This is a genomic window from Corynebacterium sp. KPL2830 (assembly GCF_040225635.1).
Lineage (GTDB): Bacteria > Actinomycetota > Actinomycetes > Mycobacteriales > Mycobacteriaceae > Corynebacterium.
In genome coordinates this window covers 1-17,699 of record NZ_JBEHFR010000037.1, presented here as the reverse complement: position 1 = coordinate 17,699, position 17,699 = coordinate 1, and the positions used below count along the sequence as shown (strand labels likewise).

At 62.4% G+C, this 17,699-nt stretch carries 16 protein-coding genes and 1 tRNA gene; 6 read left to right on the top strand and 11 right to left on the bottom strand.

All coding sequences use genetic code 11. The features are described from left to right. Positions 1-100: 100 nt before the first annotated feature. From ABRP87_RS10320 to ABRP87_RS10305, 4 genes are read right to left on the bottom strand one after another with little or no spacing between them, the layout of a single operon-like run. Positions 101-931 (bottom strand): CE1 family esterase, encoded by an 831-nt coding sequence (locus tag ABRP87_RS10320; RefSeq protein ID WP_349868673.1) that lies wholly within the window; start codon positions 929-931, stop codon positions 101-103. A gap of 11 nt (positions 932-942) precedes the next feature. After that, positions 943-1,842 carry a metal ABC transporter permease gene (locus ABRP87_RS10315; protein ID WP_349868671.1) on the bottom strand — a complete coding sequence of 300 codons (900 nt, stop codon included), beginning with the start codon at positions 1,840-1,842 and terminating at the stop codon, positions 943-945. Further along, positions 1,835-2,536: a metal ABC transporter ATP-binding protein gene (locus ABRP87_RS10310; protein ID WP_239268395.1), complete on the bottom strand. Its 702-nt coding sequence runs from the start codon at positions 2,534-2,536 to the stop codon at positions 1,835-1,837. Before ABRP87_RS10310 ends, ABRP87_RS10315 begins: the two co-directional genes overlap by 8 nt. Further along, a complete protein-coding gene (locus ABRP87_RS10305) occupies positions 2,536-3,561 on the bottom strand; it encodes a metal ABC transporter solute-binding protein, Zn/Mn family (RefSeq protein ID WP_023023889.1) in 1,026 nt (341 codons plus the stop codon). Before ABRP87_RS10305 ends, ABRP87_RS10310 begins: the two co-directional genes overlap by 1 nt. A 39-nt stretch (positions 3,562-3,600) precedes the next feature. On the opposite strand from ABRP87_RS10305, the gene ABRP87_RS10300 reads away from it, so the two are divergent. Then, a complete protein-coding gene (locus ABRP87_RS10300; protein ID WP_284869472.1) occupies positions 3,601-4,740 on the top strand; it encodes a LacI family DNA-binding transcriptional regulator in 1,140 nt (379 codons plus the stop codon). Here the strand turns inward: ABRP87_RS10300 and otsB are convergent. The 5 genes from otsB to thrE all read right to left on the bottom strand — a co-directional run bounded on the left by otsB (position 4,712) and on the right by thrE (position 9,690). Beyond that, positions 4,712-5,470, bottom strand: a complete 759-nt coding sequence (gene otsB, locus ABRP87_RS10295) for a trehalose-phosphatase (RefSeq protein ID WP_023023885.1) — start codon at positions 5,468-5,470, stop codon at positions 4,712-4,714. The genes ABRP87_RS10300 and otsB overlap by 29 nt on opposite strands. Before the next feature lie 11 nt (positions 5,471-5,481). Next, entirely contained in the window at positions 5,482-6,057 is a 576-nt protein-coding gene (locus ABRP87_RS10290; protein WP_239268385.1) for an META domain-containing protein, read from the bottom strand. Beyond that, positions 6,057-7,526, bottom strand: coding sequence for an alpha,alpha-trehalose-phosphate synthase (UDP-forming) (locus tag ABRP87_RS10285; RefSeq protein ID WP_349868669.1), 1,470 nt, complete (start codon positions 7,524-7,526; stop codon positions 6,057-6,059). Before ABRP87_RS10285 ends, ABRP87_RS10290 begins: the two co-directional genes overlap by 1 nt. Before the next feature lie 14 nt (positions 7,527-7,540). Beyond that, positions 7,541-7,897: a hypothetical protein gene (locus ABRP87_RS10280; RefSeq protein ID WP_023017948.1), complete on the bottom strand. Its 357-nt coding sequence runs from the start codon at positions 7,895-7,897 to the stop codon at positions 7,541-7,543. Positions 7,898-7,959: 62 nt separating this feature from the next. Next, a complete protein-coding gene (thrE, locus tag ABRP87_RS10275; protein WP_349868667.1) occupies positions 7,960-9,690 on the bottom strand; it encodes a threonine/serine exporter ThrE in 1,731 nt (576 codons plus the stop codon). 152 nt (positions 9,691-9,842) lie between these two features. Between thrE and ABRP87_RS10270 the strand changes: the two genes are divergently transcribed. Further along, positions 9,843-9,915, top strand: a tRNA-Thr gene (locus ABRP87_RS10270). Positions 9,916-9,983: 68 nt separating this feature from the next. Here ABRP87_RS10270 and ABRP87_RS10265 read toward each other — a convergent pair. Next, positions 9,984-11,507 carry an MFS transporter gene (locus ABRP87_RS10265; protein WP_349837751.1) on the bottom strand — a complete coding sequence of 508 codons (1,524 nt, stop codon included), beginning with the start codon at positions 11,505-11,507 and terminating at the stop codon, positions 9,984-9,986. 159 nt (positions 11,508-11,666) lie between these two features. On the opposite strand from ABRP87_RS10265, the gene ABRP87_RS10260 reads away from it, so the two are divergent. From ABRP87_RS10260 to ABRP87_RS10250, 3 genes are all read left to right on the top strand, one after another. Next, entirely contained in the window at positions 11,667-13,412 is a 1,746-nt protein-coding gene (locus tag ABRP87_RS10260; RefSeq protein WP_349868665.1) for a pyruvate dehydrogenase, read from the top strand. 210 nt (positions 13,413-13,622) lie between these two features. Then, entirely contained in the window at positions 13,623-14,327 is a 705-nt protein-coding gene (locus ABRP87_RS10255) for a response regulator transcription factor (protein ID WP_005279568.1), read from the top strand. Positions 14,328-14,341: 14 nt separating this feature from the next. After that, on the top strand, positions 14,342-15,877 hold the full coding sequence (locus ABRP87_RS10250; protein WP_349868663.1) for a sensor histidine kinase: 1,536 nt from the start codon (positions 14,342-14,344) through the stop codon (positions 15,875-15,877). Here ABRP87_RS10250 and ABRP87_RS10245 read toward each other — a convergent pair. Next, entirely contained in the window at positions 15,874-16,302 is a 429-nt protein-coding gene (locus tag ABRP87_RS10245; RefSeq protein ID WP_349868661.1) for an HIT family protein, read from the bottom strand. The genes ABRP87_RS10250 and ABRP87_RS10245 overlap by 4 nt on opposite strands. Before the next feature lie 34 nt (positions 16,303-16,336). Here ABRP87_RS10245 and purD point away from each other — a divergent pair, with 34 nt between their 5' ends. Continuing rightward, positions 16,337-17,611: a phosphoribosylamine--glycine ligase gene (purD, locus tag ABRP87_RS10240; RefSeq protein ID WP_349868660.1), complete on the top strand. Its 1,275-nt coding sequence runs from the start codon at positions 16,337-16,339 to the stop codon at positions 17,609-17,611. The last annotated feature ends 88 nt before the right edge of the window (positions 17,612-17,699 follow it).

Sequence of the window (17,699 nt, the reverse complement as noted above, 5' to 3'; positions counted from 1 at the left end):
AAAGTAGTTAGACATCCTGTCCATAAACTTCCTGGACTCCGCGTCAAAAAACTAACTGGACTCCGAGTCCAAAAAGTCACTAGACATCACACAACTACCCTTAAGCGTCACCTAAGCCGAAAAATTCGCGGACTTTATCCACAGCATTGAAGGAATCCGTATTTGGTCCTATGCTCGCTGGCGTTTCTTTGCTAGAGGGAATCACGTGCACGAGGCCCTCCATGGTCCAGAGCTCCACGGGGTAGTCGCCGTCGTAGTAGGTGGAGGTTATCCCGGGGATGGGCTGGGTTTCGCGGGGCGGGCGGCAGCCATTGGCCAGCGCGAAGTGCTCCGCGGTGGCGGGGGCAGAAAGCACGCACCCGTGGGTTTGCTGCCCATCGATGCCGGCAAGCCCGCCATAATAGGGCGCAATCGGATCTTCGGTGCCGTGGATAAACAGCAGCGGGGTAGGCCGGTAGTCATCGGGGTGGGTGGGCGCGTGGTTGGAACCTTCGCCCAGCGTGGAGGCGAAGACGCAGGCGCCGGTGAGGGTGAAGGGGGCATCGTAAAGCAGGCGCAGCACCATCTGCCCGCCATTGGAATAGCCCGCGGCGAAGGTGCGCGCGGTGGAGTACTCGCGCTGCATAGTCTCGATGAGGAAAGTGCTAAAGGCAACGTCATCCACCCCGAGCTCGCGGGCGCGGACCGGCAGGTTGGCGCGGGTGTCGTTGAAGTGGTGGTCGATGCCGTCGGGGTAGACGATGAGGGTATTGGTGGCATCGGCAAGCGCGTCCACCGTGCCGTTGGTAAAGCGGCGGATGACGTTGGCGGATTGGTGGGAGCCGTGGAAAAACAGCAGCAAGTCCGGCTGGGGACCGAGGTTCTCGGGCTCGATGACGATGAAGCGGCGGGTGTGGCCAGCCACATCCGCGGTGCGGCGATGAATATGCATGCCCGCCGAGTTTAGTCGGCGTGGTGGGCCTCTGCGGCGGCGCGGTTATCGGCGTGGAAATGCTTGGCCGCGACCTCATCGCGGATGGCGCGCTTGCCTTGCCGCCAGCCGATGAACCGGCACACCAGGTAGATCACAAAGGAAATGGTGGTCACGAAGACGGAAACCGGCAGGCCGGGGGCGAGGGAGAGGATGAAACCGCCCACGGCGGAGACCTCGGCGAAGATGGTGGACCACAGTACCGCGCGCAGGGGCGAGGAGGTGATTTGTACCGCCGCCGCGCCGGGGGTGATAAGCAGCGCCATGACGAGCAGCGAGCCGACGATTTGCACCGACTGCGCCGCTGCGAGGCCGACGAGGACGGCGAAGGCGACGGAGATGGCGCGGGTGGGCACGCCGGCGGCGCGGGCCATATCAGGATCGGCGGAGGCAAAGAGCATGGGCCGCCAGAGGAAGCCGACGGCGGCCACGATAATGACCGTGGTGGCGGCCAGCAGCCACACCGAGGCGGAGGAAACGCCGACGATTTGGCCGGTCAAAAGCGTCATCGCGGTATTGGAATTGCCGGGGTAGAGGTGCAAGAACAGCACCGAGAGGCCCAGGCCAAAGCTCATGACCACGCCGATGGCGCTGTCTTGCTGGCCCTTAAAGCCCAGCATGGCCAGGATGATAGCGGCGACGATGGCGCCAGCGACCGCGCCGAAGCCCAGGTTGAGGCCGAAGAGGAGTGCCGCGGAGGCACCCATAAGTGCTAGCTCAGAGGTGGCGTGGACGGAAAAGGACATCTGGCGCAGCACGATGAGCGAGGTCATCACGCCAGACAAGATGCCCAGCAGTGCGGAGGCGATGAGCGAGGACTGCACGAAGTCCACGCTGAGCAAGTATTGGGTATCTTCCCAGAAGCTAGACAACGATGAGCCTCCCGTCGACGTTTAAGACATTGACCTTGGAACCGTACAGTTCCGAAAGGACCTCGGAGCGCATGACCTCATCGACCGGGCCGAAGGTGTGGCCATTGGGCGCGATGTAGAGGACCTTATCCGTCACCCCGAGCACGGGGTTGATGCCGTGGGTGACAAAGACGATGGAGGTACCGCGCTCGCGGCGCAGCGAGTCCAGTTTGTTAACCGTGGCGTTTTGCCGGGCGGGGTCGAGGGAGAGGAGGGGCTCATCGGCAAGAATGAGGTCCGGGTCATTGGCCAGGGCCTGGGCCTGGCGGATGAGCTGTTGCTGGCCGCCGGAAAGCTGGCCGACGCGCCGGTCTCGCAGCCCCGTGGCCCCCACCTCTTCCAAAAGCTCGTCCACCCGTCCACGGGGTGGGTGCCGGTGGCGGAATACCCCGTGCGCCACGGAGAGCGAAACGAGGTCGCGGGCGCGCAGGGGAAGGTCAGCGGGGAACATGCGCTGCTGGGGGATGAACCCGACCCGGCAGTTGACGTCGACGCGGCCGCTGGTCAGCGTGCGGGTGCCGAGGATGGTGCCCAGCAGGGTGGACTTGCCCACGCCATTGGGGCCTAAAACGGCGATAAACTCGCCGCGGTCCACGGCGAGATTAAGCTGCGACCACAGCGGGTCTACTGCGGCCTCATGGAATTCAACGAGCACTAGTGCTTCCCCAGCTTGCTCGTGACTTCGTCGTAGTATTCCCAGAACTTCTTGCCATCCGGCGGGGTTTCGCCGATTTCTACGATATCGACGTCGTTGTCCTCTGCGGCGGACTTGATGCGGCCGGCGGTATCGGTTTCGGTCTGGGGGTTGAAGATGAGGAGATCGACCTCGCCATCGTCGATGGCCTTGATGAAGGCGGCGACATCGGCAGTAGCGGGCTCGCCCTCGGAGATGGTGGCCTTGCGGTAGCCCTCGGGGGTGACGTCCTTGCCGTCGGTGTACTTCATGAGGTAATCGGCGATGGGCTCGGTTTGGGCGTAATTCAGGCCATCGGGAAGCTCCTTGAGCTTATCGCGCAGCTGGTCCACGTGGGAGTCGATCTTCTCGGTGGTGGCACCGGCGTCGGAGTACTTCTCGTTGATCTGGTCCGCGATGGATCCGGCGACCTCCTCCAGGGCGGCGGGGTCGTACCAGATGTGCTCGTTGCCCTCGATATTAGTGACCTTGTCCGGGTCATCCTTGGCGGTGGCCTTCGCGGCATCGATGGTCATGACATCGGGGTCCTCGTCCAGCTTGCCGTGGTCCGTCAGCGGCAGGGCGGAAATGATGTTGTCCTGATCGGAGACGGCCTGGTAGATCCAGGCGTCGTAGCCGCCGCCGTTGACCACGAGCATGTCGGCGTCGTTGGCCTTGGCTACATCGGCCGCGGTGGGCTCGAAGTGGTGGGGGTCGGTGTCATTGCCCTCCACGATGGGCTCGACCTCGATGTCGATGCCGGAGGCGGTATCGGCCACGGCCTGGGCAACATCGGCCCAGATGGAGGTAGAGGCGACGATGGAAATCTTCTTATCACCGGAGTCGCCGGAACCAGAGTCGGTTCCGGATCCAGAATCGGAATCTGTAGAGCATGCGGCGGTAAATAGGAGGCCACTTGCTGCGAGTAGGGCTGTTGTTGCGCGTAGTGACGTGTGCATACCCTCCAGTGTGCGTTTGCTGGCAATCATTGTCAATTGAACATGCATTGAAAATCCGGCGCCAGGGCGCAGGGTAAGGTAACAGGCATGGTTAAACGCAGCCCCACCCGGAAGACACTGGCCTCCCTCGCCGCGGAGTTGGGGGTTTCGCGCACAACCGTATCCAATGCCTATAGCCGCCCTGACCAGCTCTCCCCGGCAACGCGGGAGCGCATTTTGGCCGCGGCCAAGGCGCGCGGTTACCCGGGGCCTGATCCCACGGCGCGCAGCCTGCGCACCCGCCGCGCTGGGTCGGTAGGCGTGCTGCTGACCGAGCACCTGTCCTACGCCTTCGAGGACATGGCGTCGGTGGATTTCTTGGCGGGCATGGCGGAGGCATCGGCAGGCGCGCAGACTACGCTGACGCTGATTCCCGCCGGCCCAGAAGGCGAGGCGGAGGCGACCAGCCTGGTGGGTTCGGCTGCAGTCGATGGCTTCGTGGTCTATTCGGTCGCCGCGGGCGATGCCTACCTCGCGGCCGCGCGGGGCCGGGGCCTGCCGCTGGTGGTCTGCGATCAGCCCACGGACGCGGGCCTGCCGTTCGTGGGCATTGATGATCGCGCGGCGATTGCCCCAGCGGCGCGTGCGCTTATCGATGCCGGGCATCGCCGCATCGGCATCCTCGCCATCCGCCTGCGCCTGCAGCGCCACGACGGCCCGATTTCCTGGCAGGAAGTCCAGGACGCGGAGATGCACGTGCAGCGCTCGCGGGTGATGGGCGCGCTCGACGTCTTCGCCGAGGCGGGCATCGCGCCCGAATCCGTGCCTGTGGTCACGCAGCACATTAACGATGCCCATACCACCCGTGCCGCCGCCGAGCTCTTGCTCGACGCCCATCCGGAGCTTACGGCCGTGCTGTGCACGACCGACTCCATGGCGCTCGGCGTGCTGGCCTATGCCCGCGAGCGCGGGCTGAGTGTGCCAGAAGACCTATCCGTGACCGGCTTTGACGGCATCGATGCGGCGCAGCGCCTCGACCTAGCTACCGTCATCCAGCCCAATAAGGCCAAGGGAGCCGCGGCCGGGCACATGCTGGAAAAGCTCATCGCTAGCGCGACAAGTGATTCTGCCGGTGCAGGCAGCGCGAAGGTCGGCGCCGAAGGAGCGGAGGAGGTGCCGCGGCGGGTGTTGCAGACGCGGTTCGCGCCGGGAAAGTCGGTTATTGCACCGCGGCCGCGCGGGCGGTAGCGAGCTCGGTGAGGAAGTGGGCGACGGCGTCGACATCGGCAAGCTGCACGGCGGCGATGGAATCGCCCTCGCCCACCTTGACGCCCACGTCCGGCGGCTGGTGGAGGGCGCGGAAGCCGTGCTCATCGGTGACGTCATCGCCTAGAAAGACCATGGCGGTGGCGACGGTGCGCTCGCGGAGGGTCTCCAGCCACGTGCCCTTCGTGGCGGTGGTGGCGGAAAACTCGATGACGGACTTGCCGGCGGTGCGCGGGAAACCGGCGGTATCGAGCGCCAGGCCCGCCTCATAGGCGGCCGCGCCCTGCTCCGGGCTGTCCAGCTCCAGCGAGCGCAGGTGCAGCACGCGTTGGAAGGGCTTGACCTCGAGCTCCGCGCCGGGGAAGCGGTCTATGATGCCGCGGATTTCTTCCTCCTTGCGCGCAAGGTGCTCGCGCATGGCGGGGGTGAGCTCGGTCTGCTGCCAGGAGGACTCGGCGCCGTGGGAGCCACCGAAGAGGACGGGCTCGCGCAGGGGACACACGCGCTGCAGACCCTCGAGGTGGCGCCCAGACAGCACCGCGGCCGTGGTGCGCGGCAGGTGGGCCAAGTGGTTGAGGGCGCGGGCGGCATCGGCGTTGATTTCCACGTCATAAATGTCGGCGGCAATCGGGGCCAGCGTACCGTCAAAATCAGAAACCACGGCGAGCTCTTCTGCCGCGGCCAAGGCCTTAATGGTGGTAGAAAGCGTCATGGCATCCCATGCTACGCGCCGGAGACCAGCTTGATGGAGGGCGAATCTACCTCATCGGTATCGAGCTCCAGGATGAGCTGGTTATTGCTATTTACGGTGTAGATAAAATCATTATCCGAGGTAATGAGGTTGCGCAGCAGGTTATCGGCCCACACGGAACTGCCTTCGCAGTCCTCATCGGTGTCGTCGTATTTGACCTCATCGAAGTGCAGCTTGTTGCCATCGCGAATATTCTCGCGCTCGTCATCGGTGGTGTAGGTCAGCCGGGCCGCAAGGCGGGTGCAGCCGGTGGTGCCCACCAAGGTGGATTCGCCGAAGCTAAATTCCGGCGCGTGAGGAATCGACTCTGGGATGGTGGATGCTGCATCCGGCGCGGTGTTGATGGAGACGACCTGCCACTGCTTGTCCACGATCCGGTCATCACCCGCGGGCCGTGGGGCATCGTCCTCGGAACCGCAGGCGGCAAGCAGGGTGACGGCACCCAGCGCGGCCACGGTGACAGCATGCTTGCCGACGCCTCTGTGCACAGCGGGTGTACCCGCACCGGCCGCTCCGGCCGTGCGTACGCGGGGGAGGGAAAGAGGCATTAGGAGTCCTTTCCGTGTGAGTCGGGAGCTTGCGAGGCGGATTCGGTCCGAACGGCGCGCAGGCAGCCCAAAAAGGACTGCGACCACAGCTGCACATCGTGGCTTATGACCTGATCGTGCATGGTGAGCATGCGCTGGGTCATGGTGGAGGGGGCATCGGAAAGCGCCCGCACTGCGTTAAGCAAGGCGCGTTTGACGGACTCGATATCGAAGGGGTTGCACAGGTAGGCCTCATCCAGCTCCGCGGCGGCGCCGGCGAATTCCGAGAGCACTAGGGCGCCAGAACCGTCGTCGTGGCAGGCCACGAACTCCTTGGCTACGAGGTTCATGCCGTCCTTAAAGGGGGTGACCAGCATGATATCGGCCATGCGGTAATAGCAGCGCAGCACATCCTTGGGCACACCGCGGTGCTGGTAGTGCACCACGGGGTGGCCCATGCGGGAAAAGCGGCCATTGATGCGGCCGACGGCCTCTTCCACCTGGGAGCGGGTGGCCTTGTAGTGGTCGAGGCGCTCACGCGAGGGCGTGGCCAGCTGCACCAAGGTGACCTCCTCCGGATCCAGGGCGCCGGTTTCCAAGAGCTCCTCGAAGGCGGTCAGGCGCTGCAGGATGCCCTTGGTGTAATCGAGGCGATCCACGCCCAAAATGATGCGCTTGGGGCTGCCCAAATCCTTGCGCAATTGGGCCACGCGGCGTTTATCCTCGTCGCTAAACTGGCCGAAATCCTGCGCGGCGATGGAAATGGGGAACGCGCCCACGCCCACGGTGCGGCCACCGGGGAGGCGGATATGGGCGGTGACATCGCGGGTGGTGGCCTCGCCACGCACCTCGAGGCCCTGGCGGCGGGCCAATTCCAAGAAATTGCGGGCATTGGCCTCCAAGTGGAAGCCGATCAGGTCTGCCCCCAAGATGCCGCGCACCGTTTCCTCCCGCCAAGGCAGCTGCCGGAAAAGATCGGGGGAGGGGAACGGGATGTGCAGGAAGAACCCAATGGTGAGATCGGGGCGCATTTGCCGCAGGATGCCCGGTAATAATTGCAGCTGATAGTCCTGCACCCAGACCGTCGCGCCTTCTGCGGCCACGTGGGCTACCTCGTCCGCGAAGCGGAGGTTGACCTCGCGGTAGGCATCCCACCAGTCGCGGTGATAGGCAGGGGTGACGATGAGATCGTGGTAGAGCGGCCACAGCGTGGCATTGGAAAAGCCCTCGTAAAAGGCCTCAAAATCGGCCTCGGTAAGTTTGACCGGGTGCAATAACACCCCGGCCTCGGTGCGGAAGGGCTCGGGCGCGGCATCGGCGACGCCGGGCCACCCCACCCAGCAGCCCTGGTGCGCTTCGAGCACCGGTGAGAGCGCGGTGACCAGACCGCCCGGCGAGGCCGTCCACTCCTGACTGCCATCGGCCGCGGTAGTTAAATCTACCGGCAGGCGGTTTGCCACTACTACGAAGTCATTGCCGCGCTCACTCATAGTCCAAGACTAGCTTAAGACTTCTTGGTCGACTTCTTTGTTGCTTTCTTTGTCGACTTTTTGGTGGACTTTTTGGCCGCCTTAGTGGTCTTCTTGGTCGACTTTTTAGTGGACTTCTTCGAGGCCTTGGACGTCGACTTCTTGGTGGCCTTCTTCGTGGACTTTTTCGGCGCGGCATCGGCTTGTTCCGCCAATACCTTCTTGTGCACCAGGCCCTTCGGCTCGACACCCAGCATGGACATCAAGGTCACGCCGTCCAAGAAGTCTTGGGAGTAGGTGGCCACCACGCGGCGGGCGGCACGGGCGGTTTCCTCTGCCAGGGCAATGTCTTGTTCTGCCTGTGGGTGCGTGTCTTGGACCTTGGGTGGCACGGCGAGTCCTCCTGAATGTTGGGAAAGCTATCAGGCTGAATATTGTACGCTACCGGCGGCGTTTAGGGCTCCTTGGGTTCCTCCCCGCCGGGCTTGGTGTGATCGGATTCCTCCGGAGTGGGCGATTTCTGCCCGGGCACCGTATAGGTGGTGCGCTCAGTTTCTTGCGGCTGGGCCGGCCACTGGGAGTCTGCCGGCCACAAATCTTCCGCCGGAGTGGTCCCCGGCGCGTGCTGCTGAGCCTGCGCGTGTTGTGGTGGCTTTGGCCCCAGCGTGGGCGGCAATTCGGGGCGGTTGACGCGGGGAGCAAAGGGGGACATCGGCACGCGCGGGATGCGCGGGGCCCTGCGCGCCAGGTGAGTTGCCTTGTGGAAGGAGAACCGGCCGATGCGCTTGAAGGCGGAGTACGGGCGGAAGTACTTCGGGCGGCGCAGGCGGCGGGCGACGCGCTCGCCAAAAACGACGCCGGCTGCCAGCGCGCCGGAGATGGCCAGCGCGGTGGCTAGGTTGGTAAAGCCGGTAATCATCTGCTCGTTGATGGAGGCGTACATGCCGCGGTACAGCATGAGGCCCGGCAGCATGGGCGTATAGCCCACGATCATCGTAATGAGCGGCGGGATGCCCCACCGGCGCGACATCAAACCGCCGGCCAGGCCCACCACGATGGCGGATATACCGGAGGCAATCACCGGGCCGACGCCGAAGGGTACGACCACGAAGTAGTAGAAAATCATACCGGCGGCCGCCGTGAGGCCTGAGAGGGTAATTTCTATCCAATTAGCCCCGCAGGCCAGTGCGAATGCGGCCGAACCCGTACCACCGAGCAGTACCAAAAGGGGAATCTTGTGATAAACCGGCGGCGCCAAGGTGCCCATTGGCGGCAGGTCAAAGCCCATGGCGGAGGCCAGCTGAATGCCCACACCCACGCCGGCGATGATCGCGCCCGTTGATAACAACGCAGTGAAAAAGCGCGCGGAAGAGGTCACGGGGGAGCGCGTGATGCCATCGACAAGCGATTGCACCAGCGTCAGCCCCGCCACCAGCACGATGATTCCGGACGCAATAATCTGCGCCGGCGACATGCTGATGCCAAAGGCAGCGGCCACGTTATACAAAATCGCGGCCGGGAAGACGGCCAAGAAGCCGCCGACGACGTTTTGATAAAAGGGCGGCAGGCGGTAATTGGCCAACCAGTCATTAAGCCCCATAATCAGTGCGGAGACCACGAAGGCAACGAGGCCCACGAGGAGATCGCCGCCGAGCATCATGGAAATCAGGCCACCCATGCCGCCCCAGCCGAGCATCACCGTGGACGGCTTATATGGCGCCGGCATGCGATCGATGTCATCCAGGCGCTTTTCCGCCATGGCGGGCGGGACCTTACCGGAGTGGATATCGCGGATGAGCCGGTCTACTTCCGAAAGCTTGGAAAAGTTCACGCCTACATCCGGCACCACGCGAAAGACGTGGAGGTTCTGGCGTTTATCGCCCGTGCCAATCGCGGTGTGGATGGTGATGGTATTCATCAAAATATCCACGTGGCAGTAGTGCAGGCCATACGACGACGCCGCCAGGTGGACCTGCGCGCGGGCATCCGAGTTGGCGGATCCTGCGCTAATGAGCAGCTCGCCGATGCGCGCGGCAATCTCCATCACGCCCGTGACCTGGGCGGCATCGGTCAGATCGACCGGGGCGAGTGGCGATGGTGGGGGTGCGGCTTTGGCCGCGTCAATGATGGCGACTTGGCCTGCAGATGCGCGCAGGCGCTCCCGCATAGCGGACAGTAGTGACACGAAAATAACCCTCGAAAAAGCGGTGGGACACTAGTAATAATTTCAGCCTGAACTCTAACCCTTGTGGGGCGCAAATGCATACAAGGGGGACCAGCTTTCCACTTGGGCGAGGTCCTCGGGTACCATGCAACGAGCGGAAGAAATTCCGCGGTGCTGGAGTGGCGCAATTGGTAGCGCAACGCACTTGTAATGCGTAGGTTGCGAGTTCAAGTCTCGTCTCCAGCTCAAAAAACTACCCCCTAGCTGCACAAACAGTTAGGGGGTAAAAGTTTACAAGTTAGCTAGGTGGCTATTTATCGGCTACTTTGTGCAGACAGCGCCCCAGACTTCGGGTTACCGCGGAAACACCAGGCGGTAAGCACCGCGAAGATGAAGGTGGTGCAGGCAAGCCCGCCGACGGTGAGGAAGTACGCGGAGTCATACGCCGCCGCGGCGGTGTCGTGCGTGGCGGGCGATAGGAGGGCATCGGTGCCTTGCGGGGCGAGGGCATCGGGAAGCTTGTGCGTCATCAGTAGTGGCACGAGGGAGCCGGTAATGGCGATGGAGAGCAGCGTGCCGAACTCGTAGGACACGGCTTCCACACCAGAGGCCATGCCTGCCCGGTGGGAGGGGGCGGCATTAATGATGGCGGTAGAAGATACGGACATCGAGGAGCCAGCGCCTAAGCCGGTGAGGATGAGGCCGGTAATAAATACCGCGAGGTTATCGGCGCGGTCGGCCCAGATGATGCCCAGCATGCCGATGCCCATGCTCAAGAAACCGCCGCTGATGATGGGCAAAAAGCCCACGCGGTGCAAGACGCTGCCGCCCACAATGGCGGTGGGGATGGCCGCAACCGCCATGGCGGAGATGAAAAGGCCGGCGTCGAGGGGCGAGAGGGCATCGACAAGCTGCAGCTTTTGGGTGGTAAGTAATTCAAGCCCCGTAAGGCCAAACATGGCGCCACCGGCGGTGAGCACGCCGCCGGTAAAGGTGGGCGAGTAGAAGATGTCAAAGGTCAAAAGCGGATCATTTAGTCGGGTTTGCCGGTGGGAAAAAGCTGCGGCGCCGAGCAAGAAGGTGGCAATGGAGCAGACCAGCAGCGCGACATTGATCTGGGTGGCCGCAGCCGTCTTAATGGCCAGGACCAGGCTGGACAGGGTGATAAGCGCGTAGAACGAGGATGGAAAATCCCAGTGCTTGTGCGGGTTCGGTAGGTTGGGCGGGCCAAGGAGGAAGGTGAGGATGATGGCGAGGGCCACGATGGGTACGTTGATCAAAAAGACCGAGCCCCACCAGAAATGCTCTAAGAGGAATCCGCCCACGGTGGGTCCGGCGGCAGCGCCTACGACGGCGACAGAACTCCAGATACCGATGGCTTTATTGCGCTCTACCTCATTGGGAAAGGTCAGGCGGATAAGCGCCAGGGTGGAAGGCAGCATGATGGCAGCGCCCAGACCTAATAGGGCGCGGCCGGCGATGAGCAGCCAGGCATTGGGCGAATAAGCCGCCACGAGGGAGGCGGTGCCGAAGGTGGCCAGGCCAATAAGGAACATCAGGCGGTGGCCAATGCGATCGCCTAATGTGCCGGTACCGAGGAGCAAGCCCGATAGAACCAGCGTATAGGCATTGATGATCCACAATTGCTGCATGTCAGTGGCGTGCAGCTGCTGCGTTAGCTGAGGCAGTGCCGTATAAAGGATGGAATTATCCAGGCCCACCATGAGCAGCCCCAAGGACACCACGGCAAAGAAGGACCACCGCTGTGCTGGGGTGGAGGGCGCCGCGGCCGCGCGGTGCGGGGGCTTAGTGGCAGTATCAGGTGACTCGATGCTCATCGCTAGAAACCGTAGCGAATCAGTGTGTGATAATTCAGGTTAGTATTGCCTTCCTCACAGATAGGCCGGTGGTGTGAGTATGCAGGAATTGCTGGACTTTCCTGCACGTTTAGTAGCACAGTGGTACTAGAACAGTTAAAGAGTTAAGGATGATGTTTAATGGCACGCAATTACGCAGAACAACTTGTTGAGACGCTAGAAAAGCAGGGCGTCGAGCACATTTACGGCCTCGTGGGAGACTCCCTCAACCCGATCGTGGACGCGGTGCGCCGCTCCTCCATCGAGTGGATCCACGTGCGCAATGAGGAAGCCGCGGCCTTTGCCGCCGAGGCGGACTCGCTGACCACCGGCAAGCTGGCCGTGTGTGCGGCCTCCTGTGGCCCGGGCAATACCCACCTCATCCAGGGCCTTTATGATGCCAACCGGAATGGCGCCAAGGTGTTGGCCTTGGCATCGCACATTCCTTCCCGCCAGATTGGTTCCCACTTCTTCCAGGAGACCCACCCAGAGCAGATCTTCCAGGAGTGCTCCGGCTACTGCGAAATGGTCATGTCCGGTGACCAGGGCGGGGTAGTACTCCACCACGCCATCCAGTCCACCATGGCCGGCAACGGCGTATCCGTGCTGGTTATCCCTGGCGACGTTTCTACCGAAGAGGTTGACGATGACACCTTCGTAGAATCCAAGATCTCCGCCGGCCGCCCCGTGGTTTACCCGGACCCAGCCGAGGCCGCAGCGCTGACCCAGGCCATCAACGAGGCCGAGTCCGTCGCCTTCTTCGTGGGCGCCGGTGTGAAGGATGCCCGCGAGCAGGTGCTGAAGCTGGCAGAAAAGGTCAAGGCTCCCATTGGCCACGCGCTCGGCGGCAAGATGTACATCCAGTACGATAACCCGTTTGACGTGGGCATGTCCGGCCTTTTGGGCTACGGCGCCGCGCACGAGGCCACCCACGAGGCAGACCTGCTGATCCTCTTGGGCACGGACTTCCCGTATAACGACTTCCTGCCTAAGGGCAATGTGGCGCAGGTGGATATCAACGGCTCCCACATCGGCCGCCGCACTAAGATCTCCTACCCCGTGACCGGTGACGTTGCCGCCACCATCGACAACATCCTGCCGCACGTGGAGGAGAAGAAGGACCGCTCCTTCTTGGACAAGATGCTCAAGAAGCACTACGACAAGCTGGAGCACGTCGTGGAGGCCTATACCTCCAACGTGGAAAAGCACACCCCGATCCACCCCGAGTACATTGCGGATCTCATTGACCAAGAGGCCGATGATGACGCCATCTTCACCGTCGATACCGGCATGTGCAACGTTTGGGGCGCGCGCTACATCACCCCGAATGGCAAGCGCGAGCAGATCGGCTCCTTCCGTCACGGCACGATGGCAAACGCCCTGCCGCAAGCCATCGGCGCGCAGCAAGCCAACCCGGGCCGCCAGGTCATTACATTCTCTGGCGACGGCGGATTGTCCATGCTCATGGGCGAGCTACTGACGGTCAAGCTGCACCAGCTGCCGGTCAAGATGTTCGTGTTCAATAACTCCTCGCTGGGCATGGTCAAGCTGGAGATGCTGGTAGGCGGCATTCCAGAGCACGAGACCGACCATGAGTCCGTGGACTTTTCCAAGATCGCAGAAGCCGCTGGCATCAAGACCTTCCGCATCGAGGATCCGAAGCAGGCGCCTAAGCAGATCAAGAAGGCCTTGGCTTATAACGGCCCTGCGCTTATCGATGTCGTCACTGACCCCAACGCCCTCTCCCTGCCACCGACGTTGACCTTCGATCAGCTCCTGGGCTTCTCCAAGGCCGCTACCCGCACCGTCTTCGGCGGCGGCGTGGGCTCCATGCTGTCCATGGCCAAGTCCAACCTGCGCAATATCCCGCGCCCGCAGGACTTCTAAGCCATAGCTGCCTCACGGCTTCCTAGCCACGCTTTCTTTCCTACCGCGGACTTCGGTCCGCGTGGAGAGGGAAGCGTGGCTTTTTACTTTCACAGGTTTCATCCAGAAACTTATCAGTAGGCTAGAAACTGGGTTTGCCATGATGGATTATTGAAGCTTGCACGCACGCAGGTGTGCAGATAACAGGAAGCAATAGGAGCTACAGGACGCATGGAAGACAATAAACTTGCCAAAGTCCTCGTCGTTGATGACGAGCCGAATATCGTGGAGCTATTGACGGTATCGTTGAAGTTCCAAAATTTTGAGGTATACAGCGCCAACTCGGGCAACGAGGCGCTGCGTGTGGCGCGCGAGGTAAACCCGGATGCCTATATTTTGGACGTCATGATGCCGGGCATGGACGGCTTCGAGCTCTTGGGCAAGCTGCGCCAGGAAGGCTTGGATGGCCCGGTGCTGTACCTGACCGCCAAGGACGGCGTGGATCAGCGCATCCACGGCCTGACCATCGGCGCGGACGATTACGTCACCAAGCCCTTTAGCCTCGAAGAGGTCATTACCCGCCTGCGCGTGATCATGCGCCGCGGCGGTGCCGCAGAGGAGTCTTCTAATGACGCCACCATGAGCTATGCCGATCTGACCTTGAATGACGATACCCACGAGGTCACCAAGGGCGGCGAGCTCATCGAGCTGTCTCCCACCGAGTTCAACCTCCTGCGCTACCTCATGCAAAACAAGGAAGTGGTGCTCTCCAAGTCCAAGATCCTGGATAACGTCTGGCACTACGACTTCGGCGGCGACGGCAACGTCGTGGAATCCTATATTTCTTACCTGCGCCGCAAGATCGATACCGGCGATACGCAGCTTATCCACACCGTGCGCGGTGTTGGCTATGTGCTGCGCACCCCGCGGTCCTAAACTGACGTTTTGTAATGGCAGATTCACAGGAGAACCCCGCTGCGGGCAGGCCCGCACAGTCGCAGTCCCAGCCTAAGCAGGAACAACAGCCGCCCAAGAAGTGGCATGAGCAGCTGGACCAGCTACCGCAGCAGGGGCAGGGAAAGAAAAAGAAGCGTTCCAAGCGCGACTACATCAAGCAGATTCCGCAGGCGATGCCCCTGCGCACCTGGCTGGTGGTTCTCCTCGTGGTTATCTCTGGCCTCGGGTTGACGGGTTCGTCCTTTGCCGTGAACTCGATCATGCGCAACGTGCTCTATAACAACGTTGATAGCGAGCTGCGCTCTGCGTCGTCTTCCTGGGCCCGCGATGTGGGCAATGACTTCTTCTTAGGTGATCACACCAAGCGCCCGCCCACGGAATACGTGGTGCTCAATTACCTTCCAAATGGCACGATTCGCTATTCCGGTCCCACGTCTACCACCCCGGACGTGGAGGGTGTTCCCTTGGGCGGGTACCCCACGACGGTGGGATCGATTGAAAACAACACCAAGTGGCGCGCGCTGGCCTTTGCGGATTCCAATGGCATTATCACCGTCATTGCCAAGGACATGACCCATGAAAAGGAGATCCTGCACGGCTTAGCGATGGTGCAGGTATCCATTGCGGCGATCGCCTTGGCGGCCATGGCCGGCGTGGGCTTCTGGTTTATTCGCAGGGCGTTGCGGCCGCTGCGGGTGGTGGAATCGACGGCATCGGAAATCGCGGCCGGTGACCTGGATAAGCGCGTGCCCGAGTGGCCGCTGCACACGGAGGTCGGCCAATTGGCCGCCGCGCTCAATATCATGCTGGGCCACCTGCAGCGCTCTGTCGTGACGGCGCAGGAAAAAGAGGAACAGATGCGCCGCTTTGTCGGCGATGCCTCCCACGAGCTGCGCACCCCGCTGACCAGCCTGCGCGGCTATACGGAGCTCTACCGCTCTGGGGCGACGAACGATGTCGATCTGGTCTTTTCTAAGATCGATAAGGAATCTAAGCGCATGTCGCTGCTGGTAGAGGACCTGCTGGCGCTTACCCGCGCGGAAGGCACGCGCTTGGACCTGCGGCCGGTGGACCTCTTGGAGCTTTCCCTCTCTGTGGGATCGTCCGCGCGCGCAGCCTTCCCCGAGCGCGAGGTCAAAGTGGTCAATAAGGCGCAGTCCATCCCCGTGGTCAATGGCGATGCAGACCGCCTTCACCAGGTGCTGCTCAACCTGATTTCCAATGGCCTGCGCCACGGCGGTGAGGATGCCACGGTCACCCTGCAGTTGCGCCGCGACAACAATGACATCCTCGTGGATGTCATTGATGACGGCAAGGGAATGTCGTCCGAGGATGCCGCCCACATCTTTGAGCGCTTCTACCGCGCGGATTCCTCGCGCACGCGCGATACCGGCGGATCCGGCTTGGGCCTTGCCATCGTGCATTCCTTGGTGGAACAGCACGGCGGCAGCATCAGCGTGGACTCCAAGCTCGGCCACGGCACCACCTTTACGGTGCGCCTGCCCGCGCTGGAGGAACCGGAGGATTAGTCCTCGCGGTAGCCCTCCTCGTTGGTGCCTAGGTGCTGGCGGATGCGCGCCGCCGCCTCATCCATGGCGGCATCATCGGTGTCCTCGGCGGCATAGGCCTTGGCAAAGTCGTACTCTTCCATCTTCTCGGTGGGGAAGAGGTGGATGTGGGTGTGCGGCACATCGAAGCCGGCGATGACGTAGCCGGTGCGCGGGGTATCGTACGCGTTCTTGATGGCCTCACCGATTTCTAGGGCCACCTCGTTCAGGTGCGTCCAGGTCTGCGGATCCAGGTCGGTCCACTTATCCACTTCCTCTACGGGCACGACCAGGGTGTGGCCGTAGCGCAGCGGCTCGATGGAGAGAAATGCCACGCAGGTCTTATCGCGGTAGACAAAGCGGGCGGGTAGGTCACCAGTGATGATTTTGCTAAATACAGAAGCCATAGCTGCCAGGCTACCCCCAGCTATGATGGTGGGCATGCGCATTCTCGTAATTGGTTCGGGCGGCCGTGAACACGCCCTCGTGAAAGGACTGCACGCTGATCCACAGGCTACGGAGATCCACGTCGCGCCCGGCAGCGCGGCCATGGAACCGCTGGCTACCCTGCACCCGGAATACTCCCAGGTAGATAATCCAGAGCGCATGGTGGAACTGGCCCGTGAGGTCGCTGCCGAACTCGTAGTCATCGGCCCCGAGGTGCCGCTGGTTGCCGGCGTGGCGGATGCTCTGCGCGCAGAAGGCATCGCCGTCTTTGGCCCGAATAAGGACGCCGCCCAGATTGAAGGTTCCAAGGCCTTTGCCAAGGAAGTCATGGAGGCAGCTGGGGTCAAGACCGCCCGCGCGCAGCAGGTGCGACCGGGCACCAGTGAGGCCGATATTGAGGCCGCGCTGGATAGTTTTGGACCCCAGTTCGTGGTCAAGGACGACGGCCTGGCAGGCGGCAAGGGCGTGGTGGTCACCGGCGAGCGCGCCGCAGCCCGCGCCCACGTGGATGCAGTCTTAGGGGCCGGCAACCCCGTGCTGCTGGAATCTTTCCTGGACGGACCTGAGGTATCGCTATTCTGCCTTGTCGATGGCGAGACCGTCGTGCCGCTTTTGCCCGCCCAGGACCACAAGCGCGCCTACGACAATGACGAGGGCCCCAATACCGGCGGCATGGGTGCGTACACGCCGCTGCCGTGGCTTGGCAAAGACGACGTGCAGCGCATCGTCGACGAGGTATGCACCCCGGTTGCCAAGGAAATGGTGCGCCGCGGCACCCCGTATTCTGGCTTGCTCTATGCCGGGCTGGCCTGGGGCGAAGAGGGCCCAGCGGTGGTGGAATTTAACTGCCGCTTTGGTGACCCAGAAACCCAAGCGGTGCTCTCACTTCTTAAGTCCCCGCTGGCGCAAGCGCTCAACGCCACCGCCACCGGCACGCTAGCAGAACTCGAGCCGCTGCAGTGGGAGGACGGTTATGCCATCACCGTGGTCATGGCGGCCGAGGGATACCCCGCCTCTCCCCGCAAGGGCGATGCCATCACCGGCGAGGGCCTTGAGGATCCAGAGCGTGTGCTGCACGCCGGCACGAAACGCTCCAATGGGGTATTCCAGAGTAATGGTGGCCGCGTGCTCAATGTGCTGGGCAAGGGCGAAACGCTAGACGCCGCGCGCGAGAATGCCTACGCCACCGTCCAGGGAATTGAGTTTGCGGGCGGGTTTGTCCGGAGGGACATCGGCAAGCGCGCAGCAGACGGTGAAATTTCTATCTAGCAAGTAGCCACGGGGGGTGTTCCTATATAGTTTGTCAATCTCGCGGGTGGGGCGGACGGGGGCGGATCCTCAACTCGGGATTTTTTAG

What these genes read in the sequence shown, in the direction of transcription:
- ABRP87_RS10260 (WP_349868665.1), top strand. Translation starts at nt 11,667, where the DNA reads ATGGCACGCAATTACGCAGAACAACTTGTTGAGACGCTAGAAAAGCAG.
- ABRP87_RS10300 (WP_284869472.1), top strand. Translation starts at nt 3,601, where the DNA reads ATGGTTAAACGCAGCCCCACCCGGAAGACACTGGCCTCCCTCGCCGCG.
- ABRP87_RS10290 (WP_239268385.1), bottom strand. Translation starts at nt 6,057, where the DNA reads ATGCCTCTTTCCCTCCCCCGCGTACGCACGGCCGGAGCGGCCGGTGCG.
- ABRP87_RS10285 (WP_349868669.1), bottom strand. Translation starts at nt 7,526, where the DNA reads ATGAGTGAGCGCGGCAATGACTTCGTAGTAGTGGCAAACCGCCTGCCG.
- ABRP87_RS10265 (WP_349837751.1), bottom strand. Translation starts at nt 11,507, where the DNA reads ATGAGCATCGAGTCACCTGATACTGCCACTAAGCCCCCGCACCGCGCG.
- ABRP87_RS10250 (WP_349868663.1), top strand. Translation starts at nt 14,342, where the DNA reads ATGGCAGATTCACAGGAGAACCCCGCTGCGGGCAGGCCCGCACAGTCG.
- ABRP87_RS10320 (WP_349868673.1), bottom strand. Translation starts at nt 931, where the DNA reads ATGCATATTCATCGCCGCACCGCGGATGTGGCTGGCCACACCCGCCGC.
- ABRP87_RS10245 (WP_349868661.1), bottom strand. Translation starts at nt 16,302, where the DNA reads ATGGCTTCTGTATTTAGCAAAATCATCACTGGTGACCTACCCGCCCGC.
- purD (WP_349868660.1), top strand. Translation starts at nt 16,337, where the DNA reads ATGCGCATTCTCGTAATTGGTTCGGGCGGCCGTGAACACGCCCTCGTG.
- ABRP87_RS10255 (WP_005279568.1), top strand. Translation starts at nt 13,623, where the DNA reads ATGGAAGACAATAAACTTGCCAAAGTCCTCGTCGTTGATGACGAGCCG.
- ABRP87_RS10305 (WP_023023889.1), bottom strand. Translation starts at nt 3,561, where the DNA reads ATGCATGTTCAATTGACAATGATTGCCAGCAAACGCACACTGGAGGGT.
- otsB (WP_023023885.1), bottom strand. Translation starts at nt 5,470, where the DNA reads ATGACGCTTTCTACCACCATTAAGGCCTTGGCCGCGGCAGAAGAGCTC.